Annotated in this window: 13 protein-coding genes and 1 tRNA gene; 9 read left to right on the forward strand and 5 right to left on the reverse strand. The window is 60.4% G+C overall.

Annotated features, from left to right (window positions below):
* Nucleotides 1-310 precede the first annotated feature (310 nt).
* A complete protein-coding gene (locus tag HB676_RS34040; RefSeq protein WP_275944925.1) occupies nt 311-439 on the forward strand; it encodes a hypothetical protein in 129 nt (42 codons plus the stop codon).
* Nucleotides 440-472: 33 nt separating this feature from the next.
* On the opposite strand, the gene HB676_RS08130 is transcribed toward HB676_RS34040, so the two are convergent.
* A complete protein-coding gene (locus HB676_RS08130) occupies nt 473-1,153 on the reverse strand; it encodes a hypothetical protein (protein ID WP_213737207.1) in 681 nt (226 codons plus the stop codon).
* Nucleotides 1,154-1,816: 663 nt separating this feature from the next.
* Nucleotides 1,817-2,047 (reverse strand): hypothetical protein, encoded by a 231-nt coding sequence (locus tag HB676_RS08135; RefSeq protein ID WP_213737208.1) that lies wholly within the window; start codon nt 2,045-2,047, stop codon nt 1,817-1,819.
* A 306-nt stretch (nt 2,048-2,353) separates the two neighbouring features.
* Between HB676_RS08135 and HB676_RS08140 the strand changes: the two genes are divergently transcribed.
* The gene (locus tag HB676_RS08140) at nt 2,354-3,499 is read left to right on the forward strand and encodes a D-alanyl-D-alanine carboxypeptidase family protein (RefSeq protein ID WP_213737456.1); all 1,146 of its coding nucleotides are present in this window, start codon (nt 2,354-2,356) and stop codon (nt 3,497-3,499) included.
* A 28-nt stretch (nt 3,500-3,527) separates the two neighbouring features.
* Here HB676_RS08140 and HB676_RS08145 read toward each other — a convergent pair whose 3' ends face one another.
* Nucleotides 3,528-3,686, reverse strand: a complete 159-nt coding sequence (locus HB676_RS08145) for a hypothetical protein (protein ID WP_213737209.1) — start codon at nt 3,684-3,686, stop codon at nt 3,528-3,530.
* A 257-nt stretch (nt 3,687-3,943) separates the two neighbouring features.
* Between HB676_RS08145 and HB676_RS08150 the strand changes: the two genes are divergently transcribed.
* From HB676_RS08150 to HB676_RS08175, 6 genes are all read left to right on the forward strand, one after another.
* Nucleotides 3,944-5,521 carry an ABC transporter substrate-binding protein gene (locus tag HB676_RS08150; RefSeq protein ID WP_213737211.1) on the forward strand — a complete coding sequence of 526 codons (1,578 nt, stop codon included), beginning with the start codon at nt 3,944-3,946 and terminating at the stop codon, nt 5,519-5,521.
* A 3-nt stretch (nt 5,522-5,524) separates the two neighbouring features.
* A complete protein-coding gene (locus tag HB676_RS08155) occupies nt 5,525-6,496 on the forward strand; it encodes an ABC transporter permease (protein ID WP_346347291.1) in 972 nt (323 codons plus the stop codon).
* Nucleotide 6,497: 1 nt separating this feature from the next.
* A complete protein-coding gene (locus HB676_RS08160) occupies nt 6,498-7,325 on the forward strand; it encodes an ABC transporter permease (RefSeq protein WP_213737213.1) in 828 nt (275 codons plus the stop codon).
* On the forward strand, nt 7,322-8,971 hold the full coding sequence (locus tag HB676_RS08165; RefSeq protein WP_213737214.1) for an ABC transporter ATP-binding protein: 1,650 nt from the start codon (nt 7,322-7,324) through the stop codon (nt 8,969-8,971). The genes HB676_RS08160 and HB676_RS08165 overlap by 4 nt, the downstream gene beginning before the upstream one ends.
* Nucleotides 8,968-9,981 carry an alpha/beta fold hydrolase gene (locus HB676_RS08170; RefSeq protein WP_213737215.1) on the forward strand — a complete coding sequence of 338 codons (1,014 nt, stop codon included), beginning with the start codon at nt 8,968-8,970 and terminating at the stop codon, nt 9,979-9,981. Before HB676_RS08165 ends, HB676_RS08170 begins: the two co-directional genes overlap by 4 nt.
* A gap of 295 nt (nt 9,982-10,276) precedes the next feature.
* Nucleotides 10,277-10,450 carry a hypothetical protein gene (locus HB676_RS08175; RefSeq protein ID WP_213737217.1) on the forward strand — a complete coding sequence of 58 codons (174 nt, stop codon included), beginning with the start codon at nt 10,277-10,279 and terminating at the stop codon, nt 10,448-10,450.
* A gap of 486 nt (nt 10,451-10,936) precedes the next feature.
* Here the strand turns inward: HB676_RS08175 and HB676_RS08180 are convergent.
* Together HB676_RS08180 and HB676_RS08185 are read right to left on the reverse strand one after the other, a co-directional pair.
* Nucleotides 10,937-11,010: transfer RNA gene (locus tag HB676_RS08180), tRNA-Cys, on the reverse strand.
* 166 nt (nt 11,011-11,176) lie between these two features.
* On the reverse strand, nt 11,177-11,908 hold the full coding sequence (locus HB676_RS08185) for a tRNA-uridine aminocarboxypropyltransferase (RefSeq protein ID WP_213737219.1): 732 nt from the start codon (nt 11,906-11,908) through the stop codon (nt 11,177-11,179).
* 166 nt (nt 11,909-12,074) lie between these two features.
* On the opposite strand from HB676_RS08185, the gene HB676_RS08190 reads away from it, so the two are divergent.
* Nucleotides 12,075-13,388 (forward strand): FAD-dependent oxidoreductase, encoded by a 1,314-nt coding sequence (locus tag HB676_RS08190; protein WP_213737221.1) that lies wholly within the window; start codon nt 12,075-12,077, stop codon nt 13,386-13,388.
* Nucleotide 13,389 lies beyond the last annotated feature (1 nt).

Raw genomic sequence — 13,389 nt, forward strand, 5'->3', positions numbered from 1 at the left:
CTCATAGGTCGAGCGATGATCGGCCCGGCTTTGTCAGGCAGTTCAGAGGCTAAAGCAGCCGACACAGACAAAGACGAGTTAATGCCGCCGAGCGGCAATGAGCCTCTCCGCCCCCTGTTCGTGACGGACCAATATATTTTGACGTGCCTTCCGCGCTGGCGTGAATCCGCAACCGGGAAACACCTCCAGCACCCGACCAGTCGGACCCAGGCAATGAGGTCCGCAGGCACGAAACGATATCGGCCTGCATTAACGTCATCGGTGCAAGCGGATGGTGCTCGCGAGGATGGAATGAAACTGGTGCGGCGCCATGCCGCTGCGGCCCGGTTCGAACCTCACCAATGTCCTGTTGCCGCCCAAGAACGCCAGCGCGGCATTTCTGGAGGCAGGCGAGCGGCTCGGACGCGCTTTCGTCGCCGCGGGATTGCCCGAGCAGTGACGCGGCGGTGCCGTGCGCTAAGCCAATCGCGGATTAGTTAAGCGCACGCAACCTCTCTCTCATCGCCGCATTTTCGAGATAGACAACGCCGTCGCTTCGGACCGAGCTATTGATGAACTCAGCGACAAAGGCGCGCCCGATATCATCCTGCTCAATGGTGCCGAAAGATCCCGGAATCAGACGCCCCAACCAGGCTACATAGCCCGGCGTGTGCGCATTGCCTGCGATAATTCCCAGACGGAAAATCGCAAGGCGCTGGAAGCCTATCTCTCTAACCGCGTCTTCTTTCAACCCCATCACCCGCACATAGCGGATCCTGCTTTTCGCAGTGCTTCCCACTGCCGAGAGCAGGGAAAACTGTGTGATACCTCCGGCCTGACAACCGCGGGCAAAGCCACCGACCACGCCAATCTCGAGGGCCTTTAATTCCGCCTCGCTCCACTGCATGCTGCCTTTACCGACGCCAACGCAGGATGCCCCATAGACGGGATCGCCTTGCGCGACCATGTCCTGCGCAAGCTTGGTTACTTCCGCCGAAAACTGAGTAGCTGCCGTATCCAGAATCACCTGCCGCACACGGGAATCAGCGGTCAGGGAGATCGCCTTGCGATTGACCATCACGACTTCGGCGCAGGCCGGCCCCGAAGCCAGCGCGCGCACCACCGCGGCTCCCACCTGCCCCGTGCCACCGATAATCAAGACACGAAATGCCATTTGAGGCCTTTTGCCGAGGAGCCCCCAAGAGGCCCCGCACCTGAGAAGCAAGCGCTAATGTTTAGCGAGGCTAGAACCAGCTCGGGTTTGGATATGGATTTACCTTGAAAGGCGAAGTCCCACCCGGTGCATACATCGGGTCGCGCGCACAGGCGGCGCTTCCGCGATTGTCATAACTTCCAGAGCCCCGGAAAGCGTTGAAGGACTGGTAATCGTACACGGGGCTGTAAGGGTTTCCCGGCTGGATCGTCGCGCAATATGTGCTGATGGTTTGCTGCGGGGGTTGGCCCAAATCTTGTTGCCTCAAGTCTTGTTGCTGCTGGGCAATTGCAGGCGTTGCCATCACGGCAAGAACCAAAGCGATCCTGAATTCTCTCGATATCATCCAACTGCTCCCTTGGTCCCGGAACGGCACAAACAGGATTCGCTTTTAAGACATGTCCCTTGTTTTTTAAAAGGCATTTGGGGGAAGCACGGAAAATTGTGATCGCGGTTGAACCACTCCAGACTCCAGGGAACCTGCGGGCTACTCACCGCCTTGGGGCGCGGACATGAGCCCGCGCGCCCTCGTCTCTACCGCCTGAGCGGCAGCGCCGGTGTCATGATCGGCACGGCGCCGCAGCGGTATGTGTCGTCTTCGCCAATATGGCGAAGCCCGTAACGTCAATCGTTCGATTTCGGTCCGCCATGATAGCGGTGCGCATTGCTCTCGGCCGTCTGCGTCGCCATTGCCGGATAGAAAGCATCGAAGGCAGATCGCCCTTGCTGATCCGAATGGCCGGTCGCTGCGGACCAATCCCGGGTGACGGGTCCGGCCGCTTGCGCAGTCGCAAGTCCTGAAATCGCAACCAGCATCGTTATCGATGCCGCGAGGGTAAGGTTTTTCATCGTCATGGCTCTGTTTCCTTATACTGTGTCGTCATCCCCTTGGCAGGGAGATGCGGATCGGGGCATAGGAATGCGAGCCTGGATCACCCATCCAGTTATAAACGCGACATAGGAACCGGGTCGTCAGTTGCGCTGGCGCCCTCGCCGCGCGTTATGTCTCCGCGCCTCGAAAACGCGGCACATTTAGGCAAAAGCCCTGTTGAAATATTGAAAAACCTGTGTTTCCGTCGTTGCTTGTCTGCGTCGTCACGCCAAGAATCGCAGCCGTGATATTCTGCGCCCTGCAACCCGGCCCATAGGAAAACGGTGATCATGAACCCGCGGTTGGCATCGATGGCAGCTTTGTGCCGAGAGGGCGCCATGCCTGCTTTGGTTCTCGCGTGGATTGCTGCGTTTGGTTCTGCAGGAATCGACCACACCAGCGCTGCACCCATCGTTGCGCGCGTCGCACCGCTTCTCACCGCCGACGCCAGATTCGCCGACAAAGCCCCGCCAATCGTGTCGACCGCCACAAGCGTCGTCCCTGCCAGCATATCCGTCACTGAAGTTCCTGCTGTCGCCCCTTCACCCGTTCTTGCACCCGTCCTTGCACCCGCCCCCACGGAGCCGGACCCGATCGTTACCGCCGCGCTGACGGATCCGGCGGAAGTGCTGCGCCCCGAAACGCCGGCAGATCCAATCTTCCAAACTGGCAAAGCGACCGATGAGTCCGGCAATTCCGGGGCGGCTGTCGAGTCGGCCAAAACTCCCGATGACTGCTCTGATAGCTGCATCGACAGTTACCTTTGGACGCTTTACGAGCGCACGCCGAAGGAAGACAGCGTCAAAGAGCACGAGCAGCGACAGGTGACCGTCAAGAAGAAGGGCAAAATGGTAACGGTCACCAGGACCGTTACAAAAATTGCCGATGAAGACTTCGCCTGGAAGGACTTCAAGGCCGCCGAGAACGCCGGCATGCCGGTGCCGGACTATGTCATCGGAGGCATGGATCGGGAATTCAAGCTGAAGCTGTTTCATCTGCTTCGCGCCGCGGATGACGCCGGCCTGTCACCCGGCATCACCAGCGCATTCCGCGATGATTACCGTCAGTCGATTGCAAGCGGCCTCAAGGCGGCCAACGACAGGTCCTATCATGGCGGCAGCTCCCGTGGCGGCTATGGCCACGGCATCGCGGCCGATATCGTTGGCGTCAACGGTGCGACACGCGCCGAACGTCTGGCCTCGAGCCAGACCCTCTGGAAATGGGTCGACACGCACGAGAAAGAGTTCGGGATCGGACGGCCTTATCTCAACAGAGATCCCCCGCATGTCGCGTCGATCGACGGCAAGGAATACGCCGATCACCATCCCCGGATGAGGGTTCGACAGGCGAGATCAGCAGCGAAGCCAGACAAGGGCCTCGCTTCACGGGACGATCATGCCACGGCGAAACGCGTGAGAACGGCACGATCCTCGTAGCCGCGAACGATCCCACTCCGATCCGCTTTTATCCGCCTGATTTGTTGATCTTCTTCACTTTGGCATCGGTCGCTTCAATCGACGCCGCCAACTCCAGGATCGCTTTCGCCAAGAGGTCAGCGGCTTCCTTGGGATCCTGCGACCGTTCGGCCCGAAGCGCATAATTTTTGGCTGAAGACAGTGACATCGGCATCCTCCCCTGCGGAAAATCCGCGGGGTGAGACGACGGGTTTTCTTGCGCATTGTCCAGCGTCGAAGCGCGAGTCTGCCCTGCTCGAATCGGCGTCAGATCAACTTCACTTGACAAGAGTAGCCAGCGGGATCGCGGGGGTGTCTCAGCGGCAACGATGGCACGCCAATTGCTTGATCCCTGACAGCACCGAGGAGCTCATTTTGGTTGATTTTCCGCCTTTGAATAAAATCTCACGCCGTAGCGCTCTGGCTTTGCCCCTTGGCTTAGCCGCATCGACGATCTCCAACAATTTCGTCAAGGCCGATGAGCCGGTGCGCGGTGGCACGATGGTCATGATCGTGCAGCCCGAACCCTCGACGCTTGCCCATTACGCCGTGACTGCCGGCAATATCCCGCCAATCGCCACGCAGATCTATGAAGGTCTTGTGACCTACGACTGGGATCAGAATCCGCAACCCAATCTTGCAAAATCCTGGGAGATCGCGCCCGACGGAAAGTCCATCACCTTCAAGTTGCGAGAAGACGTTTTCTTTCACAACGGCGCATCTTTCACGAGCGCCGACGTTCAATTCTCCTTCATGGAAATTTTGAAGAAATATCACCCCTTCGCGCCGCTTCTGCTTGCCGAACTGACCGGCGTAGACACGCCGGACGCCACGACGGCGATTCTGCGTCTCGCCAATCCCGCGCCGTATCTCATGAAGGCGCTGGCAGGACGCGATCTGCCGATCATGTGCAAATCGGTTTTCGAGGGCACGCAAATCCTGCAGAATCCGTCGGCCAACAAGCCCATCGGCACAGGGCCATTCAAATTCGGGCAATGGGACCGCGGACAGTTCGTGCGGCTCGATCGCAACGAAAAATATTGGAAGCCGGGACTGCCCTATCTCGATCATATCATTGCGCGTTTCATCCCCGATGCCGCGACGCGCTCTGCCGCACTGGAGACCGGCGAAGCGCATTTCGCCGGCTATAGCGCCGTCAACTACGCCGATCTCGCGCGGATGAAGACCAACCCGATCCTCGATACGACGATGAAAGGCTATGAGATGACGCCCGCCTTGAGCGTGCTCGAACTCAACGCCAAGCATCCGCCGCTCGACAAGAAAGAAGTGCGCCAGGCAATCGCCTATGCGATCGATCGCAAGGTTATCTTGCGCGATGTCATGTATGGTTACGGCCAGCCGGCCACAGGCCCGCTCAGCAAGCTCTTCAAGACCGTTGGATTCTATACGGACGATGTGCGCAATTACGACGTTCCCGATCGTCTCGATATTGCCAACAAGCTGCTCGACGGCGCCGGCCTGCCGCGCGGCGCGAACGGCATGCGCTTCGGCATTCACCTAGAAGTCAATTCATTTGGCGAGCAATGGCTGCGTCAGGCCGAATATTTGAAACAGGCGCTGGCGATCGTCGGGATCGATCTGACGCTGCGCTCGGAAGACACCGCGACGTGGTTGCGGCGCGTCTATACGAATTACGATTACGACATTAACGAGCCCTTCCTCAGTCAGGGCGTCGATCCGGTCTATGGTCTCAACAAGCAATATCTCACGTCGCAGATCCGCAAGGGCGTGACGTTCGTCAACGACAGTTTTTATTCCAATCCGGAATTCGACAATATTCTTAACGAAGCCATGCGCGAGCAGGACCATGACAAGCGCGCCGCGTTGTACAAAAAGGCGCAGCAGATTCTCGCCGAGGATTGCCCGCTTGTCTGGCTCATCGACGTGCAATACGTCTCGGTCTTCAATCGAAAGCTTCACGATCACACCACCGGGCCGCTCGGTACGCAGCAGGCTTTCGAACGGGCCTGGCTGGAAAAGTAAACCGTGCGATTGGCCCGCTATATCGGATACCGGCTCGTCACTGCGCTGCCGGTGATCTTCGGCATTATTGTGCTCAACTTCCTGCTGATCCATCTGGCACCGGGCGACGCTGCGTCCGTGCTGGCGGGCGAAAGCGGTGCGGCGACGCCAGAATATATGGAAGAACTTCGCCATAAATTCGGCCTCGACCAATCGCTCGGCATGCAGTTCCTGACCTATGTCTCGAACATGGCGCATTTCAACCTCGGCTATTCCTACCGCAACGATGCCGATGTCTCTGGCCTGATTCTCGAACGGCTCGGACCAACAAGCCTCCTGATGTTGACGGCCTTTGGCACCGCTTTGGCGCTCGGCATCATCCTCGGTCTGCTTGCCGCGACAGGGCGCAATTCCTGGCGCGACAACATCATTTCGGTGATCAGCCTCGTCGCCTACGCGACGCCCGGATTCTGGCTTGGGCTCATGATGATCGTGATCTTTTCGATCGGCCTCGGCTGGCTGCCGACAAGCGGGTTCGATACGGTCGGCAGCGGCCACCAGGGTTGGGCGGAGGTTTGGGACATCGGTCGCCATCTGGTGATGCCCGCGGTTTCGCTCGCGCTGTTTTACCTGGCGCTTTATGCGCGCCTCATGCGCGCGTCCATTCTGGAACAAACCGGCATGGATTACGTGACGACGGCGCGCGCCAAGGGCCAGACGGAACGCCGCATCATAACAGGTCACGTCCTGCGCAACGCGCTGTTGCCCGTCGTGACGCTTGCCGGTGTTCAGGCCGGCAATCTGATCGGGGGCTCCATCGTCGTGGAAACCGTATTCGGCTGGCCGGGCATCGGCACGCTTGCCTTCAACGCGCTACAGTCGCGCGACCTCAATTTGCTTCTCGCGATCTTCTTCATTTCGGCCTGTCTGGTCGTGATCATCAACCTGGCCGTCGATGTGATCTATGTCCTGCTCGACCCGCGCATGGAAATTTAACATGAAAGCGGGCTTTACGCGCTTCGCACGCAACCGGATGGCGCTGTTCGGCGCAGCCGTGCTGCTGTGCCTTCTCCTGCTCGTCCTATTCACGCCTGTCATCTACCCGGATAACCCGTTCAAGCTTGCCGGCCCTGCCTTGCAGCCGCCGGGCGGACGCTTTCTGCTCGGAACCGACACGCTCGGCCGCGACATCGCGGCGGAAATCGCTTACGGCGCGCGCACCTCGCTCATCATCGGGGTCGGCGCGACCTTCGTTGCGATTGTCCTCGGCGCGGTGGCCGGAGGTGTGGCCGGGTATTACCGCGGGGCGACCGAGACCGTGCTGATGCGCATAACGGAATTCTTCCAAACTATCCCGGCTTTCATTTTTGCCTTGTTGATCGTCGCGATTCTCTCACCCTCGGTGTCCAGCGAGATCATCGCAATCGCCGCAGTCTCCTGGCCAAGCATTGCACGGCTCGTGCGCGGAGAATTCGTCTCGCTCGGCGGCCGCGAATTCGTGCAGGCCAGCGCCAGTCTCGGTGCGAGCGATGCGCGTATCATCTTCCATCACATGTTGCCCAACTGCGCCTCTTCCATCATCGCAGTCGGTTCGCTGCTGATAGGCACCGCGATTCTGCTCGAAGCCGGATTGGCGTTTCTGGGCCTCGGCGATCCCAATGTCATGAGCTGGGGATTGATCATCAGCGCGGGACGCGCGGTCCTGCGCTCCGCCTGGTGGATCTGCACTTTTCCGGGCATCGCGATCCTGCTCACGGTACTCGGCATCAATCTCGTCGGCGACGGACTCAACGAAGCCCTCAATCCAAGGCTGCGTGAGCGATGAGCGAGACCGTTCTCGAACTTGAAAAGCTCACGATCGCTTTGCCGCCCGGCGCCGACCGGGCCAACGCGGTGAGCGATGTCGATCTGGTGTTGCGCGCGGGCAAAGTGACATGCCTGATCGGCGAGAGTGGATCGGGTAAATCGCTCGTCGCGCGTTCCATCCTTGGCCTGCTGCCCCGCCCGCATGTGCGCGTCGGAAGCGGTCGCATCCTGTTCGAAGGTCAGGATCTCGCCGTCGCTCCGCAAAACAACATGCGCGTGATTCGCGGCGCGAAAATCGGCATGATCTTCCAGGAGCCGATGACCGCGCTGAACCCGTTGCACACGATCGGCCGCCAACTCGACGAAGTGCTGCGCATCCATACGCAGCTAGGAAAAACCGCACGCCGCGCCCGCGTACTCGAATTGATCGACAGCGTTCATCTGCCGGAACCCGGCCGCATCATCCGCTCATATCCCCACCAATTAAGCGGCGGCCAGCGCCAGCGCGCGATGATCGCGATGGCCTTGCTGCTCAGTCCGCGCCTGTTGATAGCCGACGAGCCAACGACGGCACTCGACGTGACGACCCAGGCGCAAATCCTCTATTTGATCCGCGAGCTGCAGCGCGAGCACCGTACATCCGTTCTCTTCATTACACATGATTTCGGCGTCGTAGCTGACATTGCCGATGAGGTCGCGGTGTTGCAGCGTGGCACTTTGGTCGAACGCGGCACGGCCGCCGCGGTACTCGGCGCGCCGGGCCATCCTTATACCAGAGCCTTGATCGCCGCGATGCCGAAGCTCGTGCCGCCGCCGGCGCGGCCTGCGAACGTGCAACCTTTCATCGTCGAGGCGCGCGATATCGCCAAAACCTACGGCACACGAAGCATGTTCGGCGGCCGTGTCACGCCTGCTCTCGCCGGCGTGACGATTGAACTGCGCCGCGGTGAAACGCTCGGAGTCGTCGGAGAAAGCGGTTCGGGCAAGAGCACTTTGGCCCGCGCCGTCACACGGCTGCTGCCGATCGACAGCGGCGAAATTCTGCTCGACGGCGCGGATATCGCCCAGCTCTCGCGGCGCCAGCTCCGCCCGATCCGCAAACGCGTGCAAATGGTGTTTCAGGATCCCTACGCCTCGCTCGATCCGCGCCAACGCATCATCGACATTATCGCGGAAGGCCCCGTCATTCACGGCACCCTGCCCGCCAAGGCCCGAGAGGAAGCGCAAACGCTGCTTGGTCTCGTCGGTCTCGATCCCTCCGCCGCCCAGCGTTTTCCCCACGAATTCAGCGGCGGCCAGCGCCAGCGGATCGGCATTGCCCGCGCGCTTGCGCTGCATCCTGAAGTGCTGATCGCGGACGAGCCGGTCTCGGCGCTCGACGTGTCGGTGCAAGCGCAGATACTGGCCCTTCTCGCTGATATCAAGGCGAGGCTGCATCTCAGCATGCTCTTTGTGACTCATGATTTGCGCGTCGCGCTCCAGGTCTGCGACCGCATCGCCGTGATGAAACATGGCGAGGTCGTCGAGGTCGCGCCGACCAACGATATCTTTTTTAATCCGCAACACGCCTATACCAAGGCCTTGTTCATGGCCGTGCCTGGCGGCACCTGGCAAGACCGGCAAGACTGGAAAGCGCCACCGGAGCGTATCGGGAGAAAGCCATGAGCTGGAACAATGAAACGGGCAGCTTTGCACTCGGCGATTTTGCCGTGGAAAAAGGTGGCGTTATCCGTGAGGCCCGGCTCACCTGGCAGCGCTTTGGCACGCTGAACGACAAGCGCGACAATCTCATTCTCTATCCCAGCAGCTATTCCGCGCGTCTCGCCGATATGTCCTGGCTGATCGGGCCGCAGGGCATTCTCGATCCCACGCGCTGGTGCATCATCGCCGTGGGCATGTTCTCAAATGGAGAATCGTCTGGCGCGGCGGAGACTCCCGATTATCCCGCGCTCGTCACCGTCGCCGACAATGTGCGGGCGCAACACCGTCTCGTCACGGAGATGTGCGGCGTGGACAGGCTCGCCGCCGTTTATGGATTTTCGATGGGCGGCATGCAGGCCTATCATTGGGCGGCGCTCTACCCCGAAATGGTGAAGCGCGCTTTCGTCGTCTGCGGCAGCGCCCGGACAGCCGATCACAACAAGGTTTTCCTGTCCGGCCTGTTACGCACGCTCGAAGCCGCGCCCGAGCATACCGGCAATGGCCGCTTTTCGAGCGAGCCGCTGCTGGCGCTCAAGGCCTTCGGCCATATTTATGCCGGCTGGGGCCTGAGCCAGGATTTCTACCGTGCCGGCCTCTATAAAAGTGCGCTTGGCGCGCCCGATCTCGAAACCTTCGTCCGCATCAATTGGGCCGAACGGTTCTCGCAATGCCGCGCGGCGAACCTCTATGCGCAGGCCCTCGCTTGGTTTCACGGCGATATCAGCGACAACACGCTTTACGACGGCGATCTCACGCACGCGCTTCGGTCCATCAAGGCGCAAATGCTGCTGATGCCGAGCGAGACCGACCTCTATTTTCGCGTTGCCGATAATGCAGCCGAACTCCACCATCTTGCACGCGGGGCCCTGCGGCCGATCCCGAGCGTCTGGGGTCATCGGGCTGGCAATCCGAGCGCCAATCCAACAGATGCCGCCTTTCTCAAGGCGGGGGTCTCGGATTTGCTGTTGAAGTAAAGCCCGGCTCCTGGACAAGTAGTGAAACGCACGGCCGCTTAACGCAGCCTGTGTCGGCTTTGCTCCGGACCGCCGACGTCTCCGCGACGTCGCAGCAGACACGCGAAAGAATATTCGCCGAATGTGATTTGCCTCACCTTCCGCCGCAGCCGGCCGGCCTAGAATTCATTGCAAGGGGCAAGAAATCAGTAACCACATCGATTGTGATGGCCTGATCGTTACAATTTGAGTGATCCATTCAACCCCGAAACAAAGGACTTCTGAGACCTTGCGCGCTCGAACACGGGAGAGCGTGATGAGCGAAGCTGAATTCGACAGGTTGCTGGACGCCGTGCGAACCGCTGTCGCGCCCGTGCCGCGGGAGGATTCCCTGAGCTACCCACGGTTCGATCCGCCACCGCCCGCCAACGACAACCAGGTGGCTTGGCCGCTGATTCCGTTTCCCGAAGGCTGGTGCGCCTCCTGCTGATGCTGCGATGACTTCCGGCGGTACCGGCCGGAAGCCGATTTTCATCTCGAAGCGTTGATCAGCACGATTTAGCTTGCAGCGGTACCCTGTTCCGCCGACCATTCGAGTGCGCCGGCAAGCCACGGCAGAGGCTACCCGGCAAGTTGCCCGCCGGGGTCAAGCGTTGCGAAGCCCTGAAAAAGGCCGGCAATCTCCGATTTGGCGCTATCCCGGCAAGAAGCCCCCAGCAGATCCAAAAATGACCGCCGCAGCCGGGTAAGTGCGGCGGCCAAGTTTGGAGGAGAACGCTCTGTCGAAAGGCCCGCGATCGGCCCCCTCTGCAGGGCAAAATCTCCATGCATGTTTCGGGCCGCGCACCGCAATGAAAGCCGCGCCAGCCCATGCTCTTTGGGAGTCGGGAATCGCGCCGCCGCGGCTTCGTAAATGCCCGCGCGCGCAGCTAAAGTAAATTCGTCAAAATAAGACACAAGCAGTTGATAATATTAATGGAGGCCACGACCAGAATTGAACTGGTGTACACGGTTTTGCAGACCGTTGCGTAACCACTCCGCCACGTGGCCCCATGGGGCGGGATCAATACAGAGCCTCAACTAGTTAGGCAACCGTGCTGGTCCCGCACACCAAAAGTTATGAAACCCTGATTTCGCCTGCGTTTCTGAACCGCGCAGGCCCGCCAAGTTCCGGCCACCCACAATAGCATCCAGCAGCGCGGCATCTGCCTCATCATCAGGCATGTTTGCGGCGACGGTAGTCGCGTTTCGGCCTCGGCTTGGGCGCGAGTTCCGGCAGCGTGGTTTGCGCCTCACGATATCTGGCCAGCATTCGCTCAAAACTCTCGTTCAGTGTCGCGGTGATATCCGGTCGCTTTTCCAGACTACCGAGCAGCATCGCCGCCGCCTCGATGGTGGACAGGCCGTCGCGGCGAGGTTCGCGGCGTAATTGCCCATAACGCGACGGACGCGCCGGGCCGAGAATTACGCGCTGGCACTTCAACATCCACGCATTGCGCCACCACAGCGCCTTGGCCTGGCTCCAGGTGCCGTCGAGCAGCACGATACCTTCGATGTCTTTCAGGATGGCGCGCTGATTATCCTCGATCTCGCCCTTGCGGTTGATGGCAACGATATCGCGGTCAGTCTCGAGATCGGCGACCTTGGCGGAACCGAGATAGAGCACCGCCCAGCGCGAGGGATCGTGGACGGGCCGGCCCAGCGCCTTGGAAAGGCTTGGCCACGACAATCCGATCTTGAGCACGGCATTGGCGAAATGCAGAGCGGTCAACCGCGCAGTACCGAGCGCCCTGTCCTGCTCCTGTGGATGCTGCAGAATCAGCAGCGCGACGCGGTTCTCGATTGGCGTGATGCTGTCGCAAATGCACAGCGGCAACGGCTTATGGCAGTGCAGACAGTCCGGGATCGCTTCCGCGATGCCGGTGTCAGGCTCGGATTGTTTTGACATGCGTCCGCTATACGCTGGGCGGCGGCGTGCTTCAACAACTCAAGGCCGATTCGGGCGCATTTCGCGGACGCCTGGGGGGGGCGAATCCGGGTCGCGCGCAACCAATTCTTGCTGAAACTTCAAGAACAAGCCCCCGTATCTTGTTAATCAACCAGTGGGGGACGGAATGCGGGTAGCGGTTATCGGAACGGGAATCGCCGGCAATGCGGCCGCCTGGACCTTGTCGAAGCGTTATCCGGTAACGGTCTATGATCGCGAACTCAGACCCGGCGGCCACAGCCACACCGTCACCATCGACTATGACGGCACGCCGCTGGCGGTCGATATCGGCTTCATCGTCTACAACGAACTGAACTATCCCGATCTGACGGCATTGTTCGAGCATCTCGATGTCGAGACCGTGGAAAGTTGCATGAGTTTTGCGGTTTCAGCCGACGCCGGTCGCTTCGAGTGGAAGGGCGGCGGCGCCAATTGGGGCGAAACCGCCAGCGGTCTGTTCGCGCAGCCCCGAAACCTGTTGTCGCCGTCCTATCTGTGGATGCTGCGCGACATCCTCACCTTCAATACCCAAAGCGTCCAGGACTACGCCGCCGGCCGGCTGGCCGGGCTTACGCTTGGAGAGTATTTTAGCCGTAACCACTTCGCGCCGAGGCTATTGACCGATTATCTTGCGCCGATGGGTGCGGCGATCTGGTCGGCGCCGGCCCATGAAATGCTGGATTTTCCGGCTGAGAATTTTGTCGCATTCTTCAACAATCACCGCCTGCTGCAATATGATCGCCCGATCTGGCGCACCGTCAAAGGCGGCAGCCGGCGCTACGTCGAAAAAATGACGGCGGCGTTTCGCGATCAGCTTCGTCTGGGCTGCGCCGTGACCTCAATCGAGCGCACGCCGCATGGCGTCGTCGTCCATGACAGCCACGGCAAAAGCGACAGCTACGATCATGTGGTGATCGCGGCACACAGCGACCAGACATTGTCCCTGCTGTCCGACGCTGACAGCCGGGAGCGCTCGATACTCGGTGCGATCGGCTACGCGCCCAATACCGTCTATCTGCATCGCGATCCCAGATTGATGCCGAAACGTCAGCGCGCCTGGGCGTCGTGGAATTTCCTGCGCTGGCGGCGCGAGGGAACGACCGTGAACGACGTCGCCGTGACCTATTGGATGAACCCGCTGCAGGGCATTGAAGACGACAAGCCGCTGTTCGTCAGCCTCAACCCGCCCTTCGCGCCGGACCCGGCGCTGACCTTCGGCAAATATATGTGCGAACATCCGCAATATAACGCGGCGGCGTTCGCCGCCCAGCAGCGATTGGGCGAGATTCAGGGCCGCCGCCACACCTGGTTTTGCGGCGCCTGGACCGGATATGGTTTTCATGAGGACGGCTTGCAGTCCGGTCTTGCCGTCGCAGAGGCGTTGGGCGCGGCGGTGCCCTGGCGCGGACCCCTGCCCGAACTCGCGCAAGCCGCGGAGTAGC

It is taken from the genome of Bradyrhizobium sp. dw_411, assembly GCF_018449695.1.
Classification (GTDB): domain Bacteria; phylum Pseudomonadota; class Alphaproteobacteria; order Rhizobiales; family Xanthobacteraceae; genus Bradyrhizobium.